The following is a 26,189-nucleotide window of genomic DNA, read 5'->3' as shown; positions in this document are numbered from 1 at the left end:
ATTATTTAATCACTAATTTTTTAGTTACTGAAGCATTATTTTGAGAAATTTTAATAATGTAAATTCCAGAATTTAATCCTGAAACATTCAAACGGTTATTGTTAACAGTTTGATTAATTATTTGTTTTCCTAAAATATCATAAACTGCAACAGACATAACTTCACTATTATTACTTGTAATAGTCACAAAACCAGTTGATGTTGGGTTAGGATAGATACTAAAGTTGTTAGTTTCAAACTGATCAACAGAAAGGACAAAGTCATTTGCTGAACCAGGAGTACCTAAATCTCCATCTCCAAAAGGAGTCACTGCAGTTCCCCAATTTTCACCTAGGTCGTTATCTGTAGCATTATATTTATTAGTGGCAAGCTCCATACTAGCTCCTGTTGGGTCTGGGAATACAGGACCTCCATCCCAAATAACTTGGTCAATAATAGTTGAAGAACATTCAATTATTAATCCATCTGCTCCATTACCTAAAGAAATATCATTTCCATATGTATAGTTCATTGTCACACCTCCATTAGGAGTAGCAGCATTTCCAATAACTGCATATCCATTTGCAGGAACTATTAGCGATACTATAGTGTGAGTTTCAGCAGGTGTTAAATCATCTTTAATTATCCAACCACTCATGTCAATAGGTGAGCCAGTTGTATTGTATACTTCAAAATATTCTCCAGCTGGATCACTATTAATTGCAGGGTTTTGCATTATCTCTGTAATAATTATATCACCAGGATTAGAACATGTTGCAGATACACAAGAAGGGCTGTTAATATTTCTGTTTATAACACAACTACTGTTAGCAACATCTCCAGTAACATTTACTGAAAAGTCAGTTCCTTCGTTAACTCCAGTTATAATAATTTGACCAGATGCAACAGATGAAGGATTTTGACCACCAACTGTACCATTACCACCTGTATCAATAGTGTAAGTTGAAGTTCCACCACCAGTAAAATCAATAGTAGTCGTGTAAGTATCTATACCAGCTGTTACTGCATCACAAGTTGTAGTAATTGTACCAAGAACTAAATCGCAAGGGTACTCAACAGAGAAGTTAACAGTTGCATTAACATTAGGCACTATAGGTGTATGACTATTATCAACTAATTGCATAAAAACAGTATAAGACTGACCGTCTACAACAGGAATACTTACATCAGCTACATCATATTTCATAGGCTGCGCAGCACCATTAATTGTCCAATGAATATGACCATCAATACCTGCTCCTGGGTTGCCAACAACAAAATTTTGAACGATAATAGATACATCTACACTTGTAGTTCCTCCAGGATAAACAGCATTGTCAGATGGAGAAGAAATAACCAAGTTTGGCTCTGCAGCTCCAGTATAACCAGTCCATACAACATCATCTATTACAACTTGGCCATCACTGTTGTTAACATTTCTAAATTTTATAACAACGTCACCTGGTTGATTAACTGTTATAGCACCTGATGCTTTAACCACGTTTTGTTCACCAGAACTAGTAACAGTACCAACTACTACATCATTAACTAATACATTTAAGTTAACATTAGTAGAGAAAGCTTGCATATAGTTAAAAGAAATGGTTCCAACACCTCCAGAAATGGTTCCAGAAAAAGTTTCTGATTGAGGCGTTCTATTTCTTCCAATCATTAACGCATTTGAATTAATTGCTACATCTCCTCTACATTGTGTGTACGTCCAGTTAGAACCATCTTGTCCAACAAACGTTCCATTAACATATGATGAAGTAGCAGAAACAAAGCCATTAAAGTTTTCATTACCTTGAGAAAAGGTATTAAAACTTAAAAGCGATAAAAGGGAAAATAAAAAGTAAATTTTTTTCATAATTAATTAATTTATAAATCTTGACAAATATAATGATAATTTAGACAAAAATATAGCCTTGATAAGTTCAATAACCTATTTTACAATATAATAACATTTGGAATGCAATTATCTAACAACCAGCTTTCTTGTGGCCGAAATATTGTTTTCCTTAATTTTAAGGATATAAATTCCAGGTGTTAGTTTTGATACATTTAACTCGTTGCCAAATAATGAAGAAGAGTGTATTTTTTTTCCTAAAACATCAAAAATCTCAATGTCTTTAGTTAAGTTTTTTGTAGTAGTTATATAAATTTTACCATTACTTACAGGATTAGGATATATTGACAGTCCTGCAATAGTTGTATCATCAGATTTATATGATTCTGCCACCTGTGAAAAACCACTAAGCGGAACCATTAAAAAAATCGTAAAAACTAAAATGTAAAAGTAATTTTTCATCAAATAAATCAACTTAAATTTAAAATTATAAAATTAACTCAAATTATGTACCAAAAAAATGTTAAACAATAAAAAAACTCGACATAATGTATATACAACATTTACTAAAAGTTATCTTAATGTTATTAATAGTCTTGTTGTTATAATTTTTTGTTATTAATCTTATCTTTACAATGCCATTTTTATAATCTAAAGAAATGAAAAAAAGAGAAATTAAAATTTTATTAGTTGATGACGAGCCAGATATTTTAGAAATAGTTGGTTACAACTTATCATCAGAAGGTTATGACGTTATTACAGCAGAAAATGGTTTGGAAGCCGTTAAAAAGGCAAAAAAAGAAAAACCTCAATTAATAATCTTAGATGTGATGATGCCTGAAATGGATGGCATTGAAGCATGTGAACAGATTAGAAAAATACCAGATTTAAGTAATACTATTATTACATTTTTAACAGCAAGAGGCGAAGATTACTCACAAGTAGCTGGTTTTGATGCTGGTGCTGATGATTATATTACTAAACCAATAAAGCCAAAAGTATTAGTAAGTAAGGTAAAAGCTTTACTTAGACGATTAAAAGAAGATGATACATCTGAAGGTATAATGAAGGTTGGTGGTTTAATTATTAATAGAGAAGAATACAAAATTACTCATAAAGGCAAAGAAATAATTCTGCCAAGAAAAGAGTTTGAATTGTTATCTTTGTTGGCAACAAAACCAGGTAAAGTTTATAATCGCGAAGAAATTTTAGACAAAGTTTGGGGAAATGAAGTTGTAGTTGGAGGTCGTACTATAGATGTGCATATTAGAAAACTTCGTGAAAAGATTGGTGATGATAGCTTTAAAACCGTTAAAGGTGTTGGGTATAAGTTTGTAGATTAATGCAAAATAAACTAAAAAAAACTTACAAGTTTGCGATTAAAACATCGCTATACATAACTATTTTTTTAACGCTCTTTATGAGTGTTTTTTTGTATTTAAGTAATGCCGTTAATTGGGAATACATTATTGCTTTTTTTATTATATGTTACATAACCTGTTTCTTAATTACACAATATAGGGTTGAGCGTTTTATTTATAAACGTGTAAAAAAAATATATGACGATTTAACACTTTTAGAGTCTACATCGCTTATAAATAAGCCAATCACTACAGATATGGCTACACTTACACAAGAAATCGACAAATTTGCTAGAGATAAAAAATTAGAGATTGAAACCTTAAAAGTAAGAGAAGAATACAGAAAAGAGTTTTTAGGAAATGTATCACACGAATTAAAAACACCACTATTTACAGTACAAGGCTATATTTTAACGCTTCTTGATGGCGCTATGAAAGATAAGAAAATAAGAGAAAAATATCTTAACAGAGCAAATAAAGGTGTTGAACGGCTTATTTATATTGTAAAAGATTTAGACATGATTACCAAATTAGAAGTTGGTGATTTAAGTCTGAAAGTAGAAGAATTTGATATTATAGAATTAGTGAAAAGTGTTTTCGATTTGCTTGAAATGAAAGCAGCAAAGAAGAAAATTACACTAACCTTCGATATGGATTACCAAAACCCAATTAATGTAATGGCTGATAAGGAACGAATTCAGCAAGTGCTTACAAATCTTGTGGTTAACTCAATAAAATATGGTAGAGAAAAAGGAACTACCGAAGTAAGTATCGAAAACTTAATTAAAAACAAAGTCATAGTTCGCGTAACAGACAATGGCGAAGGAATTGAAAAAATGCATATCCCACGATTATTTGAACGTTTTTACAGAGTTGATAAAAGCGGATCCAGAAAAGAAGGCGGTTCAGGACTTGGGCTAGCAATTGTTAAGCATATTATTGAAGCTCACGAAGAAAAAATATATATAGAGAGCGAACCAGCAGTAGGTAGTGAGTTTTCATTTACTCTAGAAAAGGCTAAATAATCGTTTAAAATTTACTTCATAATCAAAATTTTCAAGCCCTTTATAATCTTTTATTGTTTCAAGTTTATCAATTGAAAAATCATCTTGTTTACAGTAAGGCACAAAGCCACCATCAAACAATCGTTTAGCTAAATATTCTTGTTCAAACTGTCCAGGCGTTGGAATAAAAAATGCTTTCTTTCCTAATTTGGCTAAATCCATTATAGTTGTATAACCAGATCTAGATACAATAAAACTACTTTCGTTTAATGCCTTTTCTAGCACATCACTAGTCATATAATTACAAATAGTTAAATTATTTTTTTTAATTAATGAGAACTCCTTTTCAACTACTCCTTTCACAAAAAGCACTTTCCCAGAATAAGACTCAAAATCAATCAATAACTTTTCTTCAAGCATTGTGCGCTGAGGTTCTGGTCCAGATAACAAAACCATAACATCATATTTAATATCACAATCAACTTTTTTAAACCTGCTTAAAGGCCCAATGTATTTAGTGTTTAAATGACCATTTTCAGTATGACCTAATTTACCGCTTAAATTAGGTTCATCTCTATTATCAGGAACCCAACATTCATTAAAATTTTGTATAATTTTCTTATGAAGTTTTGTACTCAACCAAGTTGTATTACCACTTAAAACTTGTAATTGATGAGTTATAAAAACACATGGCAAATTTTTATTATAAACCCCTAATCTGTTATCAGAAATAACACCATCAATTTTATAAGTATCAATAATATTTTTAACTGCTCTTTTTTCCGCTTTTATAGCTTTAATTACTTTTGGCGAATCCTTTAAAAGTTTAAATTTAAACAAGTAACCTTTCTTCGCATATTTTATATTATATGCAGGCAATTCTATGCAAGTAATTTTTGGAAATTCCTTTTTTAAAAGTGCTAAAGCAACACCATCACTAGCAATAATAGGTTCAAAATTATGCTGTAAAAGGGCATTAATTAAAGGGATACACCGAGTAGCATGACCCAATCCCCAATTCAATGGTGCGACTAAAATTCTTTTCTTCATCTATTTTTAAGGGCGTGACTTTTGCTTTGCAAAAAGTCGGGTTTCACGCTATATCTTTTTGCTAAGCAAAAAGGATGTCGCTTCAACCCCTCACGCAAATTAGAGTAACATTCAAAGATAAGCATATAATCACTACCATATATTTCCTTAATTTTACCAAAAATTTAAATTAAAGTAGTGGGAAGTAAAAATAAACTTAAGCGTTTTAATGAAAACGAAACCTTTGCTAATGTAGTTCAACCAAAAAGAGACGAGCTGGTAAATGGAGAATTTAATCTAAAAGGACAGTGGAATTCAAGTTTTTTTAAAAACAATAATCCATTAATTTTAGAGTTGGGTTGTGGAAAAGGAGAATACACCATTGGGTTGGCAAAAAAATATCCAAACAAAAATTTTATTGGTATAGATATTAAAGGTGCTCGTTTTTGGAGAGGAGCAAAAACAGCTGTTGAAGAAGGAATTAAAAATGCAGCTTTTTTACGCACACAAATAGAGCTTATTGAATATGCTTTTGCCGAAAAAGAAGTAGATGAAATATGGATTACCTTTCCAGATCCACAAATAAAATACAAACGCACAAAGCACAGAATGACAAATTCTGAGTTTTTAGAACGATATAAAAAAATTCTAAAACCAGATGGTGTTGTAAATTTAAAAACCGACAGCGAGTTTATGCATGGTTATACACTTGGGTTATTACATGGTGCAGGACACGAGGTGCTTTATGCAAACCATAATGTTTATAAACAAGAAGGAAGTCCAGAAGAAGTTACAGCCATTCAAACATTTTATGAAAGCCAATATTTAGAGAAAAACAAAGCAATTACCTATATTAGATTTAAAATTAAATAATCTTGAATATTACAGTTATATTTTTTCTAGGATTAATAATCGCACTTGTAGGTGTGATTCCACCTGGATTATTAAATATGACTGCTGCCAAAATTAGTTTAAAAGAAGGATATGGCAGAGGTATTGTGTTTTCAATAGGAGTTTGTGTAATCGTTTTTTTGCAAACTTATATAGCATCTATGTTTGCAAGATATTTAAACAACCATAGAGATGTTGTCGAAATTTTACAGCGTGTAGCTTTTGTAATTTTTGTTCTTATAACAATTTACTTTCTTCTAATTGCAAAATCTGACCCTAAACCAGATATAGAGCCACATACAAAAAGTAAGCACAGTCGTTTTTTTCAAGGTATGTTTTTGTCTGCAATAAATGTGTTTCCAATTCCATATCAGGCTTATATGACTATTACAGTAGCGTCTTTTGGCTGGATGAGTTTTGAAAAGATTTCGGTTATTGCTTATGTTACAGGTGCAACAATGGGTACTTTTGTTATGTTATATATGTATATTTTCTTCTTTCACAGAATTAGAAGTAAAAAGTTTACATCACAAAAAAACATGAACTACCTAATTGGTACAATTACAGGCATTATTGCAGGAGTTACACTCATTAATATTTTAATGGAATTATAATGCAGCAAGAGACTTTAAATTTTTTCGATAAAGTTTATGAAGTTGCTAAACTTATACCTTATGGTAGAGTAACAAGTTATGGCGCAATTGCAAAACACCTTGGAGCAGCTCGTAGTGCGCGTATGGTTGGTTATGCAATGAATGGTTCTGTAGGTAAAGATGTTCCAGCGCACCGCGTAGTTAATCGAAAAGGTTTGCTTACTGGTAAGCATCATTTTGATGGGACTAACCTTATGCAACAGTTATTAGAAAGCGAAGGCATTAAAGTAAAAGACAATCAAATTCAGAATTTCGATAAAGTATATTGGGACCCTTCAAAAGAGCTATAATTTATGCCAATATTCAAATCAATCATTTCAATAAAAGGGTTTCAAATTCTAAACAATTCGCAGTATATTTGCACTTTAGAATGATTCTTAATAAATATGAAACTTAACAAGCAAGATATATACAAAGCACTCGAAACTATTTCTGCTCCTGGCGAAGGACAAAACATGGTAGAAAGTGGAGCTGTTACCAATATAATTACGTTTGGTGATGAGGTTATTGTAGATATTACAATTAAAAACCCAAGCCTTCAAGCAAAAAAGAAAACAGAGGTTGAAATCTTACAAACAATACATAATTTGGTGTATGAAAAAGCCAAAATTACTGTAAATGTTAAAGTAGATGCTCCAGCAAAACCAGCTGTAAATGTTATAAAAGGGAAAGCAATTCCTGGTATTCAAAACATTGTTGCAGTAGCTTCAGGTAAAGGAGGAGTTGGTAAATCTACAGTAACAGCAAATTTAGCTGTGACTTTAGCTAAAATGGGTTTTAAAGTTGGTGTATTAGATGCCGATATTTATGGGCCATCAATCCCAATAATGTTTGATGTAGAAAATGAAAGACCTTTAGCAGTAAATGTTGATGGAAAATCTAAAATGAAGCCTGTCGAAAATTATGGTGTAAAAGTACTATCTATTGGGTTTTTTACTCAACCAAATCAAGCAGTAGTTTGGAGAGGACCAATGGCTGCAAAAGCGTTAAACCAAATGATTTTTGATGCACATTGGGGAGAATTAGATTTTATGCTTATCGATTTGCCGCCTGGAACTGGAGATATTCATTTAAGTATTATGCAATCACTACCAATTACAGGAGCTGTTGTTGTAAGTACACCTCAAAATGTAGCCTTAGCTGATGCTAAAAAAGGTGTCGCTATGTTTCAGCAAGAAAGCATTAATGTGCCAGTATTAGGTATCATTGAAAATATGGCATACTTTACACCAGAAGAGTTGCCAAACAATAAATATTATATTTTTGGAAAAGAAGGTGCTAAAAACTTAGCAGAAGATTTAAAAGTCCCTTTTATTGGAGAAATTCCACTAGTACAAAGTATAAGAGAGGCAGGCGATGTTGGTCGTCCAGCAGCATTACAAACAGCTACAGTATTAGAAAGTGCTTTTGAGAAATTAACTCAAAATGTAGTGCAAGAAGTAGTAAGACGTAATGATGATTTACCTCCAACCGAAGCAATTAAAATCACAACAATGGCTGGATGTTCAGCAGTTAAAAAATAGTCTATGACCACAGAAGAACTTAGATTAAATATAGAGAAAGCATTAGATGAAATTCGACCATTTTTACAAAGTGATGGAGGAGACATCTCTTTATTATCAATTGAAGATGATAAATTGGTAAAAGTACAGTTGCAAGGTGCTTGTGTTGGATGTAGTGTTAACCAAATGACATTAAAATCTGGTGTAGAGATGACTATTAAAAAATATGCACCTCAAATAGAAAAAGTTATAAATATTGAAGCTTAAAGTGATTAATATCATAAAAATTAAGAATTTGCAATAATAACTTTGTTCTCGAAATTTAAAAATTCATGATTAAAACCGATATACTTATCATTGGAGCTGGTCCAACAGGCTTATTTGCTGTTTTTGAAGCTGGCTTACTAAAGTTAAAATGTCATTTAATAGATGCTTTGCCTCAAGCAGGAGGTCAGTGTTCAGAAATTTATCCTAAAAAACCTATTTATGATATTCCAGGATTTCCAGAAATTCTTGCAGGAGATTTAACAAATAATTTATTAGAGCAGTGCAAACAGTTTGAGCCTGGGTTTACACTAGGTGAACGTGCAGAAACTATTGAAAAGCAAGAAGATGGTAGTTTTGTAGTAACTACAAATAAAGGCACCAAGCACCAAGCTCCTGTTGTAGCAATTGCTGGTGGATTAGGTAGTTTTGAGCCTAGAAAACCACTTATAGATAATATTACATTTTTTGAAGATAAAGGTGTTGAGTATTTTATTAAAGACCCAGAAGTATATAGAAACAAACGTGTGGTAATTTCTGGAGGTGGTGATTCTGCACTCGATTGGAGTATCTTTTTATCTAAAGTAGCATCTGAAGTAACCTTAATTCACAGACGAAATGAATTCCGAGGTGCTTTAGATTCTGTTGAGAAAGTGCAAGAACTAAAAAACAAAGGCAAAATTAAACTTATCACACCTGCTGAGGTTATTAATGTCGTTGGACATGATAAAGTGGAAGCAGTGGTAGTCTCACAAGCGGAACATATTCAAAAAGAATTTGAAATAGAGTGTGATCATTTTATCCCATTATTTGGCTTGTCACCAAAACTAGGCCCAATTGCTAATTGGGGATTAGAGATTGAAAAAAATGCTATAAAAGTCAACAATGCGTTAGATTACCAAACTAATATACCAGGTATTTTTGCAATTGGCGATGTGAATACTTATCCAGGAAAATTAAAATTAATTTTATGCGGATTTCATGAGGCAACACTAATGTGTCAAGCAGCTTATCAAATTATTAATCCTGGTAAGAAATATGTGTTAAAATACACAACAGTTAGTGGTGTTGATGGTTTTGATGGTACTCGAAAAGAAGCGCCTAAGCAAGTTGTAAAATCTATTAATTAGTGGAACAAGATATTAGCATAAAAATAACTGATAGAGAAGGTGTAACACACGAAGTGTTGGCTCCTACAGATATGGCAATGAATCTTATGGAAGTAGTTCGTTCGTATGAACTAGCACCTGAAGGTACAATTGGAATTTGTGGAGGAATGGCGATGTGTGCTTCCTGTCAATGTTATGTATTGAGTGATACAACATTACCAGAAATACAAGATGATGAAGAAGCGATGCTTTCTGAAGCGTTTTATGTTAAAGATAATTCGCGATTAGGTTGCCAAATTCGTATTACTCCAGATTTGGAAGGTTTGGAAGTGGAGTTAGCTCCTGAAAGCTAATCCGTTTTATAATCAATCAATTTTCTAGGACCTTCAAGAAGTACTCTTACAATTTGTAAAATGCCATCTTCATTAGTGTCAATCTGCCATTTTATAAGCGAGATTTCACCATTTTCAATTTCAATACCTGTAATGCTTCTTGGATGCACACAGCTACCATCATTAAAAAAAGCGATATCACCAGGATTTGGAAATCGAGGTCTATGAGTATGACCAACAATGGTAATTAAATTATTATTATCTGCAATCCACTTTTTTGTTCTACGTTCCACTTTTATAAGTTCTTTGTAGTTTTTCGCAGGACTAGTTGGATCAGCAATTCCCATAACGTTTAATGGTTTCCAAAGTATTCTCACCAAAAACCGACTCCATTTCCAAAAGGTGTAATTCCACCAATCGGCTTGATGTCCATGGGTTAAAAACAGCTCTTGTTGCGTTTCAGTATGTTTTATTATAATGCCTTCATGATATTTAATATCACAAAAAAGTTCAACTTCTTCTCCTAGTTTTTCATCAAAATAAGTTGATAAGTGCTTTTCTACATATTTTGGATCACGATACACCATGTCATGATTTCCCCAAATCATGTGCAATCTATTTTGTTCATGAAACAATTTCATCAACATATACACATTTTTATGTGCCTCTAGTATAGGTGTAAACGACAAATTTTCCCAAAGTTCGTCTCCATCACCAACTTCACAATAACTAAATCCTTCAGAATAATAATGTTTTAAAGCGTGGAAGTATATATTTCTATTATTAGCAAAATCATCTGCGAAGCTATTATCACCTCTGTGACAATCACTAAATAGAATAAATTTACTCGAGTTATCAAAATTGATAACTTTTGCATTCTTATAAGCTCTATCTAATCGTTTTTTAGCTGAAAACATTTAGTAAATGTAAACAAAATTGAATAAAAAATGCTTCCCATTTTAGAGAAGCATTATCATAAATTCATATTTAATCTAACTCGTTGGAGTTAGATAATCAAATGTTGTTTAGCGACTTATTTAAAAGCGTTTAATCCTGTAACATCCATTCCTGTAATAAGTAAATGAATATCATGTGTGCCTTCATAAGTAATAACACTTTCAAGGTTCATTGAATGACGCATAATACTATATTCTCCAGTAATTCCCATTCCTCCAAGCATTTGTCTAGCTTCGCGAGCAATATTGATTGCCATATCAACATTGTTTCGTTTAGCCATCGATATTTGTGCTGAAGTGGCTCTGTTTTCATTTCGTAATACACCAAGTCTCCACGTTAATAACTGTGCCTTGGTTATTTCAGTAATCATTTCGGCAAGTTTCTTTTGTTGTAGTTGGAATTGTCCAATTGGTTTGCCAAATTGAATTCTTTCTTTACTATAGCGTAACGCAGTATCATAACAATCCATTGCAGCACCAATTGCTCCCCAAGCAATACCATAACGAGCTGAATCTAAACAGCCTAATGGCGCTCCTAATCCAGACTTATTAGGTAGTAAATTTTCCTTTGGTACTTTCACATTATCAAAAATAAGCTCACCAGTAGCTGAAGCTCGAAGTGACCATTTATTATGGGTTTCAGGAGTAGAAAATCCTTCCATACCACGCTCAACAATTAAACCATGAATTCGTCCTTCTTCATTTTTAGCCCAAACTACAGCTATATCAGCAAAAGGAGCATTTGAAATCCACATTTTTGCTCCATTTAAAAGATAATGGTCTCCCATATCTTTAAAATTAGTAACCATACCACCAGGATTACTCCCATGATCTGGTTCAGTTAAACCAAAGCAACCAATAAATTCACCAGTTGCTAATTTTGGTAAATATTTTTGACGTTGTTCTTCATTACCATACTTCCATATTGGATACATAACTAATGAAGATTGTACAGATGAAGTTGATCTAACACCAGAATCTCCACGTTCAATTTCTTGCATAATTAAACCATAACTAATTTGGTCTAAACCTGCTCCACCATACTCAACAGGAATATAAGGCCCAAAACCACCAATTTCGCCCAAACCTTTAATAATTTGTTTAGGAAATTCAGCACGTTGTGCATATTCTTCGATGATTGGTGATACTTCTTTTTTAACCCATGCACGAGCAGAATCACGAACAAGTTTGTGTTCTTCAGATAATAAATCGTCTAAATTGTAATAGTCAGGTGCTTGAAATAAATCTGGCTTCATATTGTAATTTTAATTGTATAGCAAAAGTAACGAAATCGTTTGCAGTGTACAATTATAAACTACATTTTTAAGTAGAAATCTTTAGTTAGATTTATATAATCTTGGGTGTATTGGTGTCTTGCAGTTTCTATAATAAGCTCATTAGTTTTTATATCACTTTCTTGAAAAGAAAATTCTAAAAGACTACGTTTAATGTCTGATGTAGGAGTGCCTTTTAAATGTAGTTTTTTGTTTACAAATAGACTCATTTGAGATGCTAATGCAATAAAAGAAGTTTCTTCTTTAAATGGAATTATCACAGAAAAAACACCGTCTTCTGCTAATAATTTTGAAACACTTTCAAGTAGATGTTCAAAAGGCATAGCATCAACAAACCTAGCTAAATCACGCTGATTGTTTTCAGATTTGTAATCTTCTGAATAAAAAGGAGGATTAGAAATGATGAGGTCGTATTTATCTTCAATCTCATCAGTAAATTCTTCTAGAGAAGCATGGTAACAAAAAAGTCTATCACTCCAAGGTGATTGTTCAAAATTCTCTACACACTGCTCGTAAGCGTTTTCATCTATTTCAACGGCATCAATAAGTTCAGCAAGACTGCGTTGTGCTAACATTAAGGCTAAAACACCTGTTCCACTACCAATATCTAAAATTGAAAATGGTCTTTTTTCAAGTGATGTCCAAGCGCCAAGAAGCACGCTATCAGTTCCAATTTTCATTGCGCATTGGTCTTGATTAATGGAGAATTCTTTAAATTTAAAAGGGAGATTAGACATTGTCTAAATATAAATCAATCAATCCTTCGGGAGTATCTACAGTGATAATTTTCTTCTTTTTATCAACTTTTTTTATAAATGCATCATTCATTGGGATTAATATTTCAATGCCATCACGATCAATTTCAAATAAAGGTTGTGAAGTAGAATCATTAATAGATTTAACAATGCCGACAGCTCCAAAATTGACATCTTCAACTTTGAATCCTATAATTTCATGAAAATAAAATTTTCCGTCTTCAAGTTTTGGTAAAAATTCGAGAGGTAAATATAAATCACATTTTAAAAGTGAATCTGCATCTTGTTCAGTATCTACATCTTCAAATTTTATGCGTAGCAATTCAGATTTATGTAGTTGAGATGACTCAATAAAAAAGGGCACTAAATTGTTTCTTAAATCAACAAAAACTGATTCAAGGCCATCATACAATTCGGGCTCATCAGTATCTAGTTTTACAAGTAATTCACCTTTAAAACTATACTTTTTTACAATTTTACCGAGATAAAAACAATCTTTTTTGTGCATAGGATTTAAATAAAAAACTCCGATAAGTTGTATCGGAGTTTAAAAGTATAAAAAATTATGTTTTTTATTCTTCTGTTTTTTCAGCATCTTCAGCTGGAGCCTCTTCAGTAGCAACTACATCTTCTGTAGTAGCTTCAACTTCTTCAGTAGCTTCTGTTGCTTCTTCAACTGGAGCATTAGCAGCAGCTTCTGCAGCTTCAGCATCAGCAATTGCTTGTGCAGCATCAGCTTCACGTTTAGCATTTACTTCTTTTTCAGCTTCTAAAGCTTTAGCTTTTGCGTCTGCTTGAGCTTTTGCTAAATTTTCTTTTTTAGCATCAACCAAACCAGCTTTGCTGTCTAACCATTCAGCAAATTTTGCTTCTGCTTGTTCTTCGGTTAAAGCACCTTTTCTAACACCACCAGCAAGATGATTTTTAAGTAAAGCACCTTTGTAAGACAAAATTGCTCTAGCCGTATCAGTAGGTTGAGCACCATTCTGAAGCCATTTTACTGAGCCGTCAACATCTAATTCGATAGTTGCTGGGTTAGTGTTTGGATTGTAAATACCTAATTTTTCTAAGTATTTACCATCTCTTTTTGATCTTGCATCTGCTGCAACAATCCAGAAAAAAGGTTTACCTTTTTTACCGTGTCTTTGTAATCTAATTTTAACTGACATAAAAAATTAATTAGTGAGGTTCTCGACCTCGATTATTAATAAGTGCGCAAAGATAATATATTTTTATGAATTTCAGACTTTTTCTATTAATTTAAGTAATGTGTAAATTTTATTATACTTTTAAGCGCTTAAAAACGTTATTTTTTATTTAATTAGCGTTTCAATTTACTGAAAACAAAAAATTTGAATGCATGAAAAAGATTGCCTTACTTTTCTTAACCATGGTAACATTATTGAGTTGTGGTAATGAGGTTGAATTTAATACACCAGGATTCCAAGGTAATAAAGATTACAACTTATGGAGAGCTACATATTTTAATGCAACCATAGGAACCAATGGAATGGTAACTATTACAGCTGGAAACAATAATGAATCAATGATATTTACAGTAGTATCTTCAAATACTGGAACTTATACGTTAAGTGATGCAACAATTTCTAAAGCTAATTTTGTAGATTTTAATGATACAGTTTACTCAACAAGTAATACTCCTGATCCTAGTGTTACAATATATCCTGAAATTGGCGAAATAGTAATAACTGAATCAACTCCAGGAACACTTACAGGTACATTTAGATTTAATGCTTTTACATCAGATGGTTTAAATTCTGTTGGATTTAATGAAGGTGTTTTTTATAGAGTGCCAATAATAAATTAATAAACAAAAAATAATACAAAAAACGCAGCCATTAAGGTTGCGTTTTTTGTTTACAAGTGTTTATAACTTTTGCTTCTAAAAACTTCAATTTTTATTAATTTTAACGTTCTTATTTTTTCAGGATAAAACACTTTTATGTACTTAATTTTTGATACAGAAACAACAGGATTACCAAAGCGTTGGGACGCTCCAATTAGTGATTTAGATAATTGGCCACGTTGTATTCAAATTGCTTGGCAATTGCATGACGATTTGGGCAATTGTATTGAACATCAAGATTATTTGGTACAACCTGAAGGGTTTAATATTCCCTATGATGCAGAAAAAATACATGGTATTTCTACAGAGTTAGCTCAAGAGCAAGGAGTTCCTTTAGCAGATGTTTTAGAAAAATTTAATGCTGCACTAAACAAAACCAAATTTGTTGTTGGACAAAATGTAGGCTTCGATTTAAATATTATGGGAGCCGAATTTATTCGTGCTGATATTGCTAATAAATTACAGGAGTTACCTGTACTAGATACATGTACAGAGCACACTGCTGAACTTTGCCAATTGCCAGGTGGTCGTTATGGAAAATTTAAGTTACCAACTCTAACTGAGTTACACGAATTTTTATTCAATGTGCCTTTTGCAGAAGCTCATAATGCAACAGCAGATGTTGAAGCAACAACACGTTGCTTTTTTGAGTTAATAAGATTAGAAGAATTCACAAAAGAACAATTAGAAGTTCAGCCTGATTATTTTAAGAATTTCAAAGAAGCAAACCCTTCTGAAATTCAACTAATTGGGCTAAAACACATTAACTTAAAGCAAGAAAGTGCTAAAATAAAGAAGCAAATTCAATCGCTTCAAACAGATGCTGAACCTTCTAAAGTTGAAATAGCTCAAAATATACAAGAACTAAAAGAAGTAGATTTTGTGCATTTGCATAACCATTCGCAGTTTTCGGTACTACAATCTACTATCAGTATAAAAGATTTAGTAGCAAATGCTGCCAAACAAAAAATGCCTGCAGTTGCATTAACCGATCATGCCAATATGATGGGAGCGTTCCATTTTGTTAAGGAGGTTACTAATCATAATAAAGCTATAAAAGCTAAAAATGAAGAGCTAATTGCTAAAGGCGAAACTCCAACTGAAAAAGAAATTAAGCCTATTGTTGGTTGTGAGTTTTTTGTTTGTGAAGATCGATTAGATAAAACCAGAAAAGATAATGGTTATCAGATAGTATTTTTGGCAAAGACGAAAAAAGGATATCATAATTTGGCTAAACTTTCTTCTTCTGCTTATACCGAAGGATTTTATTATGTGCCAAGAGTTGATAAAGCTATTATAGAAAAACATAAGGAAGATCTAATTGTGCTTACAGGTAATCTATATGGCGAAGTACCAAGCAAAGTTCTAAATGTTGGTGAAAGTCAAGCTGAAGAGGCTTTACTTTGGTGGAAAGAACAATTTGGTGACGATTTGTATATCGAACTTATGCGTCACAATCAAGAAGATGAAAATAGAGTAAATTCTGTTTTAGTTGAGTTTTCAAAAAAGCACAATATAAAACTTGTTGCAACCAATAACGCTTATTACGCTGAAAAGCAAGACGCAAATGCACATGACATTTTATTATGTGTTAAAGATGGAGAAAAGCAGGCTACACCAATAGGAAGAGGTCGTGGATATAGGTATGGATTACCAAATCAGGAGTATTATTTTAAGTCTTCTGATGAAATGAAATTGCTTTTTAAAGATATACCTGAAGCCATTTCAAATATTGAAGAAGTAGTTAATAAAATTGAAGATTATCAGTTAGCTAGAGAAGTATTACTTCCAAAATTCGATATCCCTCATGCATTCGAAAACGAAGATGATTATTTACGTCATATTACATATGAGGGCGCAAAAAAGCGATATGAAGTTCTTACAGATGAGATAAAAGAGCGTTTAGATTTTGAGCTCGATGTTATTAAAAAAACAGGTTATCCAGGTTATTTTTTAATTGTTGAAGACTTTATTCGTGAAGCTCGAAAAATGGATGTTTCTGTTGGGCCAGGTCGTGGTTCAGCAGCAGGTTCTGTTGTAGCTTATTGTCTTTGGATTACGAATATAGACCCATTAAAGTACAATTTGCTTTTTGAGCGTTTTTTGAATCCTGATCGTGTAAGTATGCCAGATATCGATATCGATTTTGATGATGAAGGTCGTGGTCGTGTAATGGATTATGTGATTAATAAATATGGTAGTAGTCAAGTTGCTCAAATCATCACTTATGGGACAATGGCTGCAAAATCATCTATTCGAGATACAGCTCGTGTTTTAGATTTACCATTATTTGATGCTGATAGAATTGCAAAGTTGATTCCAACTATGTCCAAACTAGGAAAGATTTTTGGATATGATGAAAAGCAATTAAGTAAAGCATTTAGAGCTGAAGACCTAGAAAAAGTAAACCAACTGCTTAATATTTCTGATGGTGAAGATTTAGAAGCTGAAACTGTTAATCTCGCAAGAACACTAGAAGGTTCAGTTAGAAATACTGGGATACATGCATGTGGTGTAATTATTACACCAAGCGATATAACCGATTTTGTTCCAGTTGCAACTGCCAAGGATTCAGATTTATATGTTACTCAATTTGATAACTCTGTTGTTGAAGATGCAGGATTATTAAAAATGGATTTCTTAGGATTGAAGACTTTAACCTTAATTAAGGATACTGTTAAAATTGTTAAGGCAAAGCATAATGTTTTATTAGATCCAGATAATTTTCCGTTAGATGATGAGAAAACCTATGAGCTTTTCCAAAGAGGAGATACAGTAGGGATTTTTCAGTACGAATCTGCAGGAATGCAAAAGCATTTACGCGATTTAAAACCTACAGTTTTTGATGATTTAATTGCTATGAACGCGCTCTATCGTCCTGGACCAATGGAGTATATTCCTAGTTTTATTCGCAGAAAGCATGGTGAAGAGGAGATTGTCTATGACCTTCCAGATATGGAAGATAACCTTAAGGAAACTTACGGAATTACAGTATACCAAGAGCAAGTGATGCTCTTATCGCAACGATTGGCAAACTTTACAAAAGGTGAAGCCGATGTACTTCGTAAAGCGATGGGTAAAAAGATTTTATCTGTTTTAGATAAAATGAAACCTAAGTTTTTGGAAGGTGGTGAGAAAAATGGTCATCCAAAAGATGTTTTAGAAAAAATCTGGAAAGATTGGGAAGCTTTTGCGAGTTATGCATTTAATAAATCGCACTCTACATGTTATGCATGGATTGCTTATCAAACAGCATACTTAAAAGCTCATTATCCTGCAGAATATATGGCAGCAGTTTTGTCTAATAACATGAACGATATTAAGCAGGTGACTTTCTTTATGGAAGAGTGTAAGCGTATGAAACTTAATGTGCTTGGGCCAGATGTTAATGAATCTTACTATAAATTCTCGGTAAATAAAGACAATGCAGTTCGCTTCGGAATGGGAGCCATAAAAGGAGTTGGTCATGGAGCTGTAGTTACTATTGTAGAAAATCGAAAAAAAGATGGTAATTACAAATCTATTTTTGATTTTGCAAAGCGAATCGATTTACGTGCAGCCAACAAAAAAGCTTTTGAAAATTTAGCACTTGCTGGAGGATTTGATTGTTTTGATAACACACACAGAGCTCAATATTTTTCTGATGAAGGCGACGGAATTACATTTTTAGAAAAAGCAATAAAGTATGGTGCAAAGCACCAAGAGAATGAAAATTCTGCACAAGTAAGTTTGTTTGGCGACGCTAGTGATGTTCAAATTGCAGAACCTTTGGTTCCACCGTGTGAAGAATGGGGAACAATGGAAAAACTTGCTCGAGAAAAAGAAGTAGTTGGAATATATATCTCAGGTCATCCTTTAGATGATTTTAGAGTAGAGATGAATACCTTTTGTAATGCAACATTAGCATTCTTTAAAAATTTAGAGCCTTATGTAAACCGCGAATTATGTTTTGGAGGTGTAGTTACAGATGTGCAACATCGTGTAAGCAAGCAAGGTAAAGGCTGGGCTTTATTTACATTAGAAGATTACACAGATAGTTTTGAGTTTAGAATTTTTGGAGAAGAGTATTTAAGATTTAGGCACTTTTTTGTGAAAAACTCATTTGTTTTTGTGAAAGTAAGAGTTAATGAAGGCTGGACTAATAAAGATACAGGTAAAAAGAGCGATCCTAGAATTCAATTTAATAGCTTCCAGTTATTGCATGATGTTATGGAAACTTATGCAAAGAAACTATCAATTCAGTTAGATATAAAAGACTTACAAGAAAAGAGAATTAACATTTTAAACGATTTGTTTAAAATGCACGAAGGCAATCATGCACTTAATTTTGTGATTTATGATAATGATGAAAAGTTAAAATTAAATATGTCTAGTAGAAAACAGAAAGTAAAAATATCTCAAGAGCTGCTTGATGAGTTAGCAAGTAACGATGTGTTTTATAAGTTGAATTAGTTTTGTCATTCCTATGAAGGTAGCAATCTACGCGCAAAGGATTGAGCAATTGTTGGAGCTCCTTGTAAAGAGCGACTTGCGAAAGCCTGGTTTATGCGCCAAAAAAGTAATGATAACATCAGCCAATTGGGTTATAATCAAAACAAATACTAACCATGTAAGGTTTGGCAGAATTTTTGACTAATTTTGCATATAAATAAAAAGTAAAACTATTAAAAACAAGATATTATGGCATTAGAAATAACAGATGCAACGTTTGAAGAAACAGTATTAAAAAGTGATAAACCAGTAATGGTAGATTTTTGGGCTGCTTGGTGTGGACCATGTCGTATGGTTGGACCAATTATTGATCAAATTAGTGAAGAGTATGCTGGTAAAGCTGTAGTTGGTAAAGTTGATGTAGATGCCAACCAAGAATTTGCTGCAAAATATGGCGTGCGTAACATACCTACTGTTTTAGTATTTAAAAACGGAGAAGTTGTTGGTCGTCAAGTAGGTGTAGCACCTAAAAATGCTTATACTGACGCTATTGATGGTCTTTTGTAAGATATAAACATAAAGAAATGATAAAAGGTTTGCTGTAATGGTAAACCTTTTTTTATTTTAGAAGAAAATTTAGAATAATGAGTAAACAAACTAAAATACAAGATGCTATTGATAGCAAATTGATAGAAGAACGTAAAGTGTTTCTTTGGGGACAGGTTGATGATAAATCTGCAAAGCACGTTATAGACAGATTAATGTATTTAGATGCATTAGAAACAAAAGATATTCACCTATATATTAATAGTCCTGGAGGTTATGTAACATCTGGCTTTGCTATTTACGACTGTATGAAATCTCTTAAAAGCGATGTGTCTACAATTTGTACAGGCTTTGCGGCATCTATGGGATCTATAATTTTATCTGCAGGAGCAAAAGGAAAACGTTTTATACAACCTCATGCTAGAGTAATGATTCATCAGCCAAGTGGAGGAGCACGTGGGCAAGCTAGTGATATAGAAATTACAGCTCAAGAGATTGTGAAAACTAAAGAATTAAGTGCTCAATTATTAGCAGACAATTGTGGTCAGAAAGTTGAAAAAATTATGAAAGATTTTAATCGTGACCATTGGATGGGAGCTGATGAATCTGTAGAATATGGTATCGTTGACAAAGTTTTAAAATAATAATGAACTTACAAGCAGAACTCAATAAAACTGGAGGATTTAAAAATCTCGAATTACTCGCCAAACAAGTGGTAGAGGGTTTTATTGCTGGGATGCATAAAAGTCCGTTCCATGGGTTTTCGGCTGAATTTGCTGAGCATAAAATTTATAATCAAGGTGAAAGCACAAAGCATATAGATTGGAAATTATATGCTAAAACTGACAAGTTGTTTACTAAGCGTTATGATGAAGAAACGAACTTGCGTTGTCATTTAATTATTGATAACAGTAGTTCGATGCATTATCCGAAAATGAAGGAATTTTCGATTAGTAAATTAAATAAAATTGCTTTTTCGGCATTAGCTTCAGCAAGTTTAATGCATATACTCAAAAAACAACGCGACGCAGTAGGAATGAGTATTTATAGTGATGCTTACGACTATTATTCGCCAGAAAAAGGTAGTGAACGACATCATCAAATGCTATTGAGTCAGTTAAGTAAGACAGCAGTTTCAAAGCCTTTAAATAAGCAAACAGAAACGTACACCTATTTACACCAAATTGCTGAAAAAATTCATCGACGTTCATTGATTTTCTTTTTTACCGATATGTTTCAAACTTCAACAGACGAAACAAAACTATTTGAAGCATTACGCCATTTAAAACATAATAAACATGAGGTGGTGCTATTTCATGTGTTTGATAAAGAAAAGGAATTAAAATTCGATTTTGATAATACACCAAAACGTTTTATTGATGTTGAGACTGGAGAACATATAAACTTGTATCCAGACACCATAAAAGAATCTTATGAAACTTCTGTTGAGTCTTATTTTAATGAATTAAGACTTAAATGTGGGCAATATCAAATAAAATATGTTGAAGCAGATATAAATAAAAGTTTTGATAAAATACTGACAACCTACATGGTAGAGCGCAGTAAATTTAAGTAATGTAATATTTTTTAAAAAAACTTTAAAAATGTTTGTGTTATAAAAAACAGAGCGTATATTTGCAACCGCAATAATGCAACGGTCTGGTAGTTCAGTTGGTTAGAATGCCGCCCTGTCACGGCGGAGGTCGCGGGTTCGAGTCCCGTCCAGACCGCAAGATTGCTAGAAAGCTCTAAGAGATTAGGGCTTTTTTTGGCAAATTAAAGAAGTTGTGTTGTTCTCGAAGTAAAATTCGAGAAGTAGTTATACCAAAGTAATTTGGTATTCCAATGAGAAGCTTTCCTTTTTTCTTTTTAAGAAAATCGGGATGCTTTTTTGTTTTTAATGAATCTTAATGGATTTACTACAGAAAGCAAATAAAGTCTTACAGAAACATCCTACATGTTAAAATGTTTTTTGTAAATAACTATGATGCTTTGAATTATAACAAAAAATATTCCTAACTTTAGAAGAGTAATTTTTAATCCCTTGTAATAAATAGATGCTTATTTTATCTATAGGGCTTGCTATTACCCTAACTTAAGTTTTTTAATATTTTTTTATAATGCACATATATCTAGCCATACTTGCTGAGTTTATACTCATTGCTTCAAGTATCTTATTATTATTTAGGTTTAGATCAAAAATAGGGTTAGCTCCTTTGTTTATTTTACTTGGAGCAGTACAATACCTTCAAGCTTTTTCAAGTTCAGTTGTTAGATTTGAAATTTTAGAAAAATATCCTATTTACCCAAGTTCAATAATTATTTTTTCTGCAGTATTGTTTGCAATATTATTAATCTATATTAAAGAGGGTGTTTTAAAGGCAAGAACTCTAATTATAGGTATAGTAATTTCAAATTTTTTGTTATCTGCTTTAACTGAAATTACAAATGTTCAAGAAAGTGTTTTAGGGCTGGTTAATGAAAATTCAACAAACCCTGTATTTAGTATAGACTATGAATATTTTATTATTGGCACTATTATTTTATTCATTGATTTTGTTTTATTAGTCATTCTATATCAATTTCTAATTACTAAAATAAATAAGCGTTATTTCTTTTTAATTCTATTACTATCACTAACGTCTATTTTGTTTTTCGACTCTTTAGCTTTCAATTTTATTATAAAATATAATGACCCTGAATTTACGGCGTCTTTAATTGGTCATGTTATAGGTAAAACTTTTGCGGCTTTTATTTTTTCATTAATACTTTACTGGTATTTAAAGTATCTAGATAATGAGAAGGAGAGGAATGATTTTATTGCAAATCAAAATAGAAATATATTTTCAATACTTAAATACAGGGACAAGTATTTTAAGCTTAAAGAAGAAAAAGAAGAGTCTGAAAAAAAATTAGTTTCAAATATGGAAACTACATTAAATAATATTTCTGATGGTTTTGTTTCTTTAGATACCAATTGGTGTTATACTTTTGTAAATAAAAAAGCTGGCGAGTTTTTAGGAAGAAACCCACAAAGCTTAATTGGTAAACATATATGGACAGAGTTTCCAGATGGTGTTGGATTGCCTTTTTACAATGCTTATTATAAAGCTGTTGAAACAAAAAAAACAATATATTTTCAAGAGTTTTACGAGCCTTTTCAAAAGTGGTTTGAAAACAGGATTTACCCATCAAAAAACGGTTTAACCATTTATTTTACTGATATAACAGAACGTAAAATTTCAGAAGAGAACAATCAAATGTTACTTTCGTTAATAGAAACTAGCGACGATTTTATTGGGTTGGCTACTTTAGAAGGCAATCCTATTTATTTAAACACATTGGGTAGAAAAATGGTAGGTTTAGGTGCCGAAGAGGCCATGCCTAATAATATTAAAGATTTTTTCCCTGAACATTACCATGATACTATTTTAAATGAACACATGCCTAACATTTTTACTAAAAAAAGATGGAATGGAGAAGTTCAACTAAAAAACTTTAAAACAGGAGATCTAATCCCAATTGAAATGTCAGGTTTTTTAATATCAGATAGCATTAAAAATACACCGTTAGCTTTAGGAATTGTAGCAACAAATATTACTGAACGTAAAAAGGCGGAAGATCTTCTTAAAAAGAATGAAAAGTATCTTGATAATATTATCAATAATGTAGGAGATCCAATATTTGTAAAAGATGAACAAAGCAGATTACTTCTGGTAAATGACGCTTTTTGTGATATTTTTAATCTTTCTAAAGAAAACATAATAGGCAAAACACTTGCTGAAGATGTGGCACCTGAAGAAATGGAAATGTTTTTACGAATTGATAAGCAAGTACTCTCAACTGGTGAAGAAAATATTAATGAAGAAAGTTTGACTATAGATGGTTTGGATAAGAAGATTATTTCTACAAAGAAATCTAGATTTATAGATGAAAAAGGTAATAAATTTTTAATAGGAATTATAAGAGATATTTCAGAACGCAAAAAAGTAGAAGTCGAATTAGAAAAACACAGAAATCAATTAGAAGAACTAGTTAAAATTAGAACTGAAGAGGTAAGTTTAAAAAATAACGAATTACAACGAATGAATAAATTATTTGTCGGTAGAGAGTTGAAAATGAAAGAACTAAAAAATATTATTAAAGAATTAAAATCAAAAAATGAAAATTAAACTAACAACCAAAATAATAAACCTGTTTGATTTTATTTTAATATGAAACGCACTTTTAATTCTACTTTTAAAAACCCTATAGTAGGTGGTCTTGCTACTTTTGCAATACTGCTTTTTAGTACTCAATATATTGCTTTTCAGAAATATTTAATAAACGAAAATGAGCAAAAAAAAGAAATAGATACTCAAGTAAGTTTAATTAAAGAAAAGCTACAAGCATTAGTTAAGTTTAGTTATTCTGCTACAAAATCTCTTGCCTACATTGTAGAAAGAAACGGAATTCCGTCAGATTTTGATGACATAGCAATAGAATTATTAGATAGAAGCAAATATTTTGATGTTGTAGAATTGGTTGATGCTAACGGATTTATTACACATGTGTATCCATTAAAAGATAATGAAGTTATAGGTTTTAATATTTTAAATAGTATTGAAGCGAGTAGTGGAGCACTAGCAACTATAAAAAAGAAAGATTTTTTTATAGCAGGCCCAGTTAACTTAAAACAAGGTGGTATAGGCATGATAAGTAGACAGCCTATTTTTATAGATGGCAAATTCGCTGGATTCTCTGCAGTAGTTACTAAAATGTCTACTTTTTTTAATGACTTAAATATAGACCCTTCAAACGATAATAGATTTAATTATCAATTGTCAAGAGTAAATTTAGAAACAGGTAAAGAAGAGTTCTTTTTAAAGAATAATATGGCATCTTTAAAAGAATACGCTGTACCAATAGAAATGGATTATGGCGAATGGAAACTTTATGTTGTGCCAAGAGAGATACCCTTTAATACTGCAATATGGTTTTCAGTATTTGGGTTTGTAATTTCTATTTTAGCCAGTTGGATAGTTTGGTATTTTATTGGACAATCAGAACGATTAAACGAAATAATTAATAGTAAGCTAATAGAGCAGGAATCTCAATTAAAATTAATTCATGAAAGCTCTAAAGAACAAATAAGAAAAAGTGAGTTGTTGTATCGTAATCTTACGTCCAATGCACCTGTAGCAATTTTTAATATTAATGAAGCAGGTGAATGTACTTATGTTAATGAAGAATGGATGAATTATTCTGGAATGAGTTTTAATGAAGCAATGGGACTTGGTTGGGAAAACGCTTTTTATCCAGAAGATAAAGAAAGAGTCTTGTCTGAATTAAAAAAGACAATGTCAACAAACGCCATATTTAATTCAGAATTCAGATTTAAGGATAAAAAAGGAAAAATTACTTGGCTAGCAGGAAGAGTAACAAAACTTATAGATGTAAATAATAATATTTATGGGTTTGTAGGAATAGCATCAGATATTACTGATAGAATAGAAAGCGAAAAAGAGCTATTAATTTATAAAAACAATCTTGAGAAATTAGTCGATTTAAGAACTGAAGAGCTTAATGAAAGTAAAGAAGCACTATTAAATCTCTTAGAAGATTTAAACTTACAATCTTTAGAATTAGAAAAAGAAACTATAAAGGCGCAATCTGCCGATTTAATGAAATCAGCCTTTTTAGCAACCATGTCGCACGAATTAAGAACACCTATGAACTCCATTATAGGGTTTACTGGTATTTTATTAAAAGAGTTTGCTGGTCCATTAAATGATGAACAAAAAAAGCAATTACTCATGGTTAAAAACAGTGGGCAACATTTATTAGGTTTAATTAATGATATTTTAGACATTTCTAAAATAGAAGCAGGTAAATTAAATGTATCTAAGGCACCATTTAATTATCTATCAACATTAGAAAATACTATAGAGTTTTTATCTCCACAAGCCAATAAAAAAGGGCTTCAAATAATTGCCGAGTTTTCAGAAACAAAAATTACGCTAAATAGTGATGAAAGAAGAGTAGAACAAGTAGTTTTGAATTTAATTTCAAATGCCATCAAATTTTCAAATCAAGGAAAAATAATAGTAAAAGTAGATGTAAACAAAAATGTATTAACCACTCAAATAATAGACAATGGTATTGGTATAAGCAAGGAAGATCAAAATAAATTATTTATGCCTTTTATTCAACTAGAAAGTGGGTTAAAAAGAAGTCATGAAGGTACAGGTCTTGGATTAGCCATTTGTAAAAGTTTAGTTGAGAAATTAGGAGGGAAAATTCAAGTAACAAGTGAAATAGGTAAAGGAAGTAATTTTGCATTTACGCTGCCTTTATAACTATTTGATAATAAATAACTTATAGAACATA

Annotated in this window: 24 protein-coding genes and 1 tRNA gene; 17 read left to right on the top strand and 8 right to left on the bottom strand. The window is 31.8% G+C overall.

Features of this window, described 5'->3' with window-relative positions; all coding sequences use genetic code 11:
- Position 1: 1 nt before the first annotated feature.
- A complete protein-coding gene (locus tag IEW41_RS05425) occupies positions 2-1,846 on the bottom strand; it encodes a T9SS type A sorting domain-containing protein (protein WP_188605277.1) in 1,845 nt (614 codons plus the stop codon).
- A 108-nt stretch (positions 1,847-1,954) separates the two neighbouring features.
- Complete coding sequence (locus IEW41_RS05420) at positions 1,955-2,245, bottom strand: T9SS type A sorting domain-containing protein (RefSeq protein ID WP_229660173.1); 291 nt, start codon at positions 2,243-2,245, stop codon at positions 1,955-1,957.
- A 239-nt stretch (positions 2,246-2,484) separates the two neighbouring features.
- Between IEW41_RS05420 and IEW41_RS05415 the strand changes: the two genes are divergently transcribed.
- The gene (locus IEW41_RS05415; protein ID WP_188605275.1) at positions 2,485-3,168 is read left to right on the top strand and encodes a response regulator; all 684 of its coding nucleotides are present in this window, start codon (positions 2,485-2,487) and stop codon (positions 3,166-3,168) included.
- The gene (locus IEW41_RS05410) at positions 3,168-4,211 is read left to right on the top strand and encodes a sensor histidine kinase (protein ID WP_188605274.1); all 1,044 of its coding nucleotides are present in this window, start codon (positions 3,168-3,170) and stop codon (positions 4,209-4,211) included. Before IEW41_RS05415 ends, IEW41_RS05410 begins: the two co-directional genes overlap by 1 nt.
- Here IEW41_RS05410 and IEW41_RS05405 read toward each other — a convergent pair.
- A complete protein-coding gene (locus tag IEW41_RS05405) occupies positions 4,194-5,240 on the bottom strand; it encodes a glycosyltransferase (RefSeq protein ID WP_188605273.1) in 1,047 nt (348 codons plus the stop codon). The two genes, IEW41_RS05410 and IEW41_RS05405, sit on opposite strands and share 18 nt — an antisense overlap.
- Before the next feature lie 177 nt (positions 5,241-5,417).
- On the opposite strand from IEW41_RS05405, the gene trmB reads away from it, so the two are divergent.
- The 7 genes from trmB to IEW41_RS05370 all read left to right on the top strand — a co-directional run bounded on the left by trmB (position 5,418) and on the right by IEW41_RS05370 (position 9,991).
- On the top strand, positions 5,418-6,092 hold the full coding sequence (trmB, locus tag IEW41_RS05400; RefSeq protein ID WP_188605272.1) for a tRNA (guanosine(46)-N7)-methyltransferase TrmB: 675 nt from the start codon (positions 5,418-5,420) through the stop codon (positions 6,090-6,092).
- A gap of 2 nt (positions 6,093-6,094) precedes the next feature.
- The gene (locus IEW41_RS05395; protein ID WP_188605271.1) at positions 6,095-6,724 is read left to right on the top strand and encodes a LysE family transporter; all 630 of its coding nucleotides are present in this window, start codon (positions 6,095-6,097) and stop codon (positions 6,722-6,724) included.
- A complete protein-coding gene (locus IEW41_RS05390; protein WP_188605270.1) occupies positions 6,724-7,053 on the top strand; it encodes an MGMT family protein in 330 nt (109 codons plus the stop codon). The genes IEW41_RS05395 and IEW41_RS05390 overlap by 1 nt, the downstream gene beginning before the upstream one ends.
- 96 nt (positions 7,054-7,149) lie before the next feature.
- Positions 7,150-8,286, top strand: coding sequence for an Mrp/NBP35 family ATP-binding protein (locus tag IEW41_RS05385; RefSeq protein ID WP_188605269.1), 1,137 nt, complete (start codon positions 7,150-7,152; stop codon positions 8,284-8,286).
- Positions 8,287-8,289: 3 nt separating this feature from the next.
- Positions 8,290-8,532 (top strand): NifU family protein, encoded by a 243-nt coding sequence (locus tag IEW41_RS05380; protein ID WP_188605268.1) that lies wholly within the window; start codon positions 8,290-8,292, stop codon positions 8,530-8,532.
- Between the two features lie 65 nt (positions 8,533-8,597).
- Complete coding sequence (locus IEW41_RS05375; RefSeq protein ID WP_188605267.1) at positions 8,598-9,659, top strand: NAD(P)/FAD-dependent oxidoreductase; 1,062 nt, start codon at positions 8,598-8,600, stop codon at positions 9,657-9,659.
- Entirely contained in the window at positions 9,659-9,991 is a 333-nt protein-coding gene (locus IEW41_RS05370; RefSeq protein WP_188605266.1) for a 2Fe-2S iron-sulfur cluster-binding protein, read from the top strand. The genes IEW41_RS05375 and IEW41_RS05370 overlap by 1 nt, the downstream gene beginning before the upstream one ends.
- On the opposite strand, the gene IEW41_RS05365 is transcribed toward IEW41_RS05370, so the two are convergent.
- The 5 genes from IEW41_RS05365 to IEW41_RS05345 form a co-directional block, all read right to left on the bottom strand.
- Positions 9,988-10,887, bottom strand: a complete 900-nt coding sequence (locus IEW41_RS05365) for a metallophosphoesterase family protein (protein ID WP_188605265.1) — start codon at positions 10,885-10,887, stop codon at positions 9,988-9,990. The two genes, IEW41_RS05370 and IEW41_RS05365, sit on opposite strands and share 4 nt — an antisense overlap.
- Positions 10,888-11,003: 116 nt before the next feature.
- Positions 11,004-12,182, bottom strand: a complete 1,179-nt coding sequence (locus tag IEW41_RS05360; RefSeq protein WP_188605264.1) for an acyl-CoA dehydrogenase family protein — start codon at positions 12,180-12,182, stop codon at positions 11,004-11,006.
- A gap of 59 nt (positions 12,183-12,241) precedes the next feature.
- Entirely contained in the window at positions 12,242-12,958 is a 717-nt protein-coding gene (locus IEW41_RS05355; protein WP_188605263.1) for a tRNA1(Val) (adenine(37)-N6)-methyltransferase, read from the bottom strand.
- Positions 12,951-13,484 carry a ribosome maturation factor RimM gene (gene rimM / locus IEW41_RS05350; RefSeq protein ID WP_188605262.1) on the bottom strand — a complete coding sequence of 178 codons (534 nt, stop codon included), beginning with the start codon at positions 13,482-13,484 and terminating at the stop codon, positions 12,951-12,953. Before rimM ends, IEW41_RS05355 begins: the two co-directional genes overlap by 8 nt.
- 64 nt (positions 13,485-13,548) lie before the next feature.
- Entirely contained in the window at positions 13,549-14,145 is a 597-nt protein-coding gene (locus IEW41_RS05345; RefSeq protein ID WP_188605261.1) for a 30S ribosomal protein S16, read from the bottom strand.
- Between the two features lie 191 nt (positions 14,146-14,336).
- On the opposite strand from IEW41_RS05345, the gene IEW41_RS05340 reads away from it, so the two are divergent.
- The 8 genes from IEW41_RS05340 (at position 14,337) to IEW41_RS05305 (ending at position 26,158) form a co-directional block, all read left to right on the top strand.
- Entirely contained in the window at positions 14,337-14,804 is a 468-nt protein-coding gene (locus IEW41_RS05340) for a DUF6252 domain-containing protein (protein ID WP_188605260.1), read from the top strand.
- A 135-nt stretch (positions 14,805-14,939) separates the two neighbouring features.
- On the top strand, positions 14,940-19,295 hold the full coding sequence (gene dnaE / locus IEW41_RS05335) for a DNA polymerase III subunit alpha (protein WP_188605259.1): 4,356 nt from the start codon (positions 14,940-14,942) through the stop codon (positions 19,293-19,295).
- A 228-nt stretch (positions 19,296-19,523) separates the two neighbouring features.
- A complete protein-coding gene (gene trxA, locus IEW41_RS05330) occupies positions 19,524-19,841 on the top strand; it encodes a thioredoxin (protein ID WP_188605258.1) in 318 nt (105 codons plus the stop codon).
- A 77-nt stretch (positions 19,842-19,918) separates the two neighbouring features.
- On the top strand, positions 19,919-20,464 hold the full coding sequence (locus IEW41_RS05325; protein WP_188605257.1) for a ClpP family protease: 546 nt from the start codon (positions 19,919-19,921) through the stop codon (positions 20,462-20,464).
- A 2-nt stretch (positions 20,465-20,466) separates the two neighbouring features.
- Complete coding sequence (locus IEW41_RS05320; protein ID WP_188605256.1) at positions 20,467-21,396, top strand: DUF58 domain-containing protein; 930 nt, start codon at positions 20,467-20,469, stop codon at positions 21,394-21,396.
- An 80-nt stretch (positions 21,397-21,476) separates the two neighbouring features.
- A tRNA-Asp gene (locus IEW41_RS05315) sits at positions 21,477-21,550 on the top strand.
- 390 nt (positions 21,551-21,940) lie between these two features.
- Positions 21,941-23,992: a PAS domain S-box protein gene (locus IEW41_RS05310; RefSeq protein ID WP_188605255.1), complete on the top strand. Its 2,052-nt coding sequence runs from the start codon at positions 21,941-21,943 to the stop codon at positions 23,990-23,992.
- A gap of 42 nt (positions 23,993-24,034) precedes the next feature.
- Positions 24,035-26,158 (top strand): ATP-binding protein, encoded by a 2,124-nt coding sequence (locus IEW41_RS05305; RefSeq protein ID WP_188605254.1) that lies wholly within the window; start codon positions 24,035-24,037, stop codon positions 26,156-26,158.
- The last annotated feature ends 31 nt before the right edge of the window (positions 26,159-26,189 follow it).

The sequence above is a fragment of the Aquaticitalea lipolytica genome (assembly GCF_014641635.1).
GTDB lineage: Bacteria > Bacteroidota > Bacteroidia > Flavobacteriales > Flavobacteriaceae > Aquaticitalea > Aquaticitalea lipolytica.
Note: the sequence above shows the minus strand (reverse complement) of the source record. Positions and strands in the feature narration are given on the sequence as shown.

What these genes read in the sequence shown, in the direction of transcription:
- IEW41_RS05320 (WP_188605256.1), top strand. Translation starts at nt 20,467, where the DNA reads ATGAACTTACAAGCAGAACTCAATAAAACTGGAGGATTTAAAAATCTC.
- dnaE (WP_188605259.1), top strand. Translation starts at nt 14,940, where the DNA reads ATGTACTTAATTTTTGATACAGAAACAACAGGATTACCAAAGCGTTGG.
- IEW41_RS05360 (WP_188605264.1), bottom strand. Translation starts at nt 12,182, where the DNA reads ATGAAGCCAGATTTATTTCAAGCACCTGACTATTACAATTTAGACGAT.
- IEW41_RS05345 (WP_188605261.1), bottom strand. Translation starts at nt 14,145, where the DNA reads ATGTCAGTTAAAATTAGATTACAAAGACACGGTAAAAAAGGTAAACCT.
- rimM (WP_188605262.1), bottom strand. Translation starts at nt 13,484, where the DNA reads ATGCACAAAAAAGATTGTTTTTATCTCGGTAAAATTGTAAAAAAGTAT.
- IEW41_RS05410 (WP_188605274.1), top strand. Translation starts at nt 3,168, where the DNA reads ATGCAAAATAAACTAAAAAAAACTTACAAGTTTGCGATTAAAACATCG.
- IEW41_RS05390 (WP_188605270.1), top strand. Translation starts at nt 6,724, where the DNA reads ATGCAGCAAGAGACTTTAAATTTTTTCGATAAAGTTTATGAAGTTGCT.
- IEW41_RS05415 (WP_188605275.1), top strand. Translation starts at nt 2,485, where the DNA reads ATGAAAAAAAGAGAAATTAAAATTTTATTAGTTGATGACGAGCCAGAT.
- IEW41_RS05340 (WP_188605260.1), top strand. Translation starts at nt 14,337, where the DNA reads ATGAAAAAGATTGCCTTACTTTTCTTAACCATGGTAACATTATTGAGT.
- IEW41_RS05380 (WP_188605268.1), top strand. Translation starts at nt 8,290, where the DNA reads ATGACCACAGAAGAACTTAGATTAAATATAGAGAAAGCATTAGATGAA.
- IEW41_RS05405 (WP_188605273.1), bottom strand. Translation starts at nt 5,240, where the DNA reads ATGAAGAAAAGAATTTTAGTCGCACCATTGAATTGGGGATTGGGTCAT.
- trxA (WP_188605258.1), top strand. Translation starts at nt 19,524, where the DNA reads ATGGCATTAGAAATAACAGATGCAACGTTTGAAGAAACAGTATTAAAA.
- IEW41_RS05425 (WP_188605277.1), bottom strand. Translation starts at nt 1,846, where the DNA reads ATGAAAAAAATTTACTTTTTATTTTCCCTTTTATCGCTTTTAAGTTTT.
- IEW41_RS05365 (WP_188605265.1), bottom strand. Translation starts at nt 10,887, where the DNA reads ATGTTTTCAGCTAAAAAACGATTAGATAGAGCTTATAAGAATGCAAAA.
- IEW41_RS05305 (WP_188605254.1), top strand. Translation starts at nt 24,035, where the DNA reads ATGAAACGCACTTTTAATTCTACTTTTAAAAACCCTATAGTAGGTGGT.
- IEW41_RS05310 (WP_188605255.1), top strand. Translation starts at nt 21,941, where the DNA reads ATGCACATATATCTAGCCATACTTGCTGAGTTTATACTCATTGCTTCA.
- IEW41_RS05385 (WP_188605269.1), top strand. Translation starts at nt 7,150, where the DNA reads ATGAAACTTAACAAGCAAGATATATACAAAGCACTCGAAACTATTTCT.
- IEW41_RS05375 (WP_188605267.1), top strand. Translation starts at nt 8,598, where the DNA reads ATGATTAAAACCGATATACTTATCATTGGAGCTGGTCCAACAGGCTTA.
- IEW41_RS05325 (WP_188605257.1), top strand. Translation starts at nt 19,919, where the DNA reads ATGAGTAAACAAACTAAAATACAAGATGCTATTGATAGCAAATTGATA.
- IEW41_RS05420 (WP_229660173.1), bottom strand. Translation starts at nt 2,245, where the DNA reads ATGGTTCCGCTTAGTGGTTTTTCACAGGTGGCAGAATCATATAAATCT.
- IEW41_RS05355 (WP_188605263.1), bottom strand. Translation starts at nt 12,958, where the DNA reads ATGTCTAATCTCCCTTTTAAATTTAAAGAATTCTCCATTAATCAAGAC.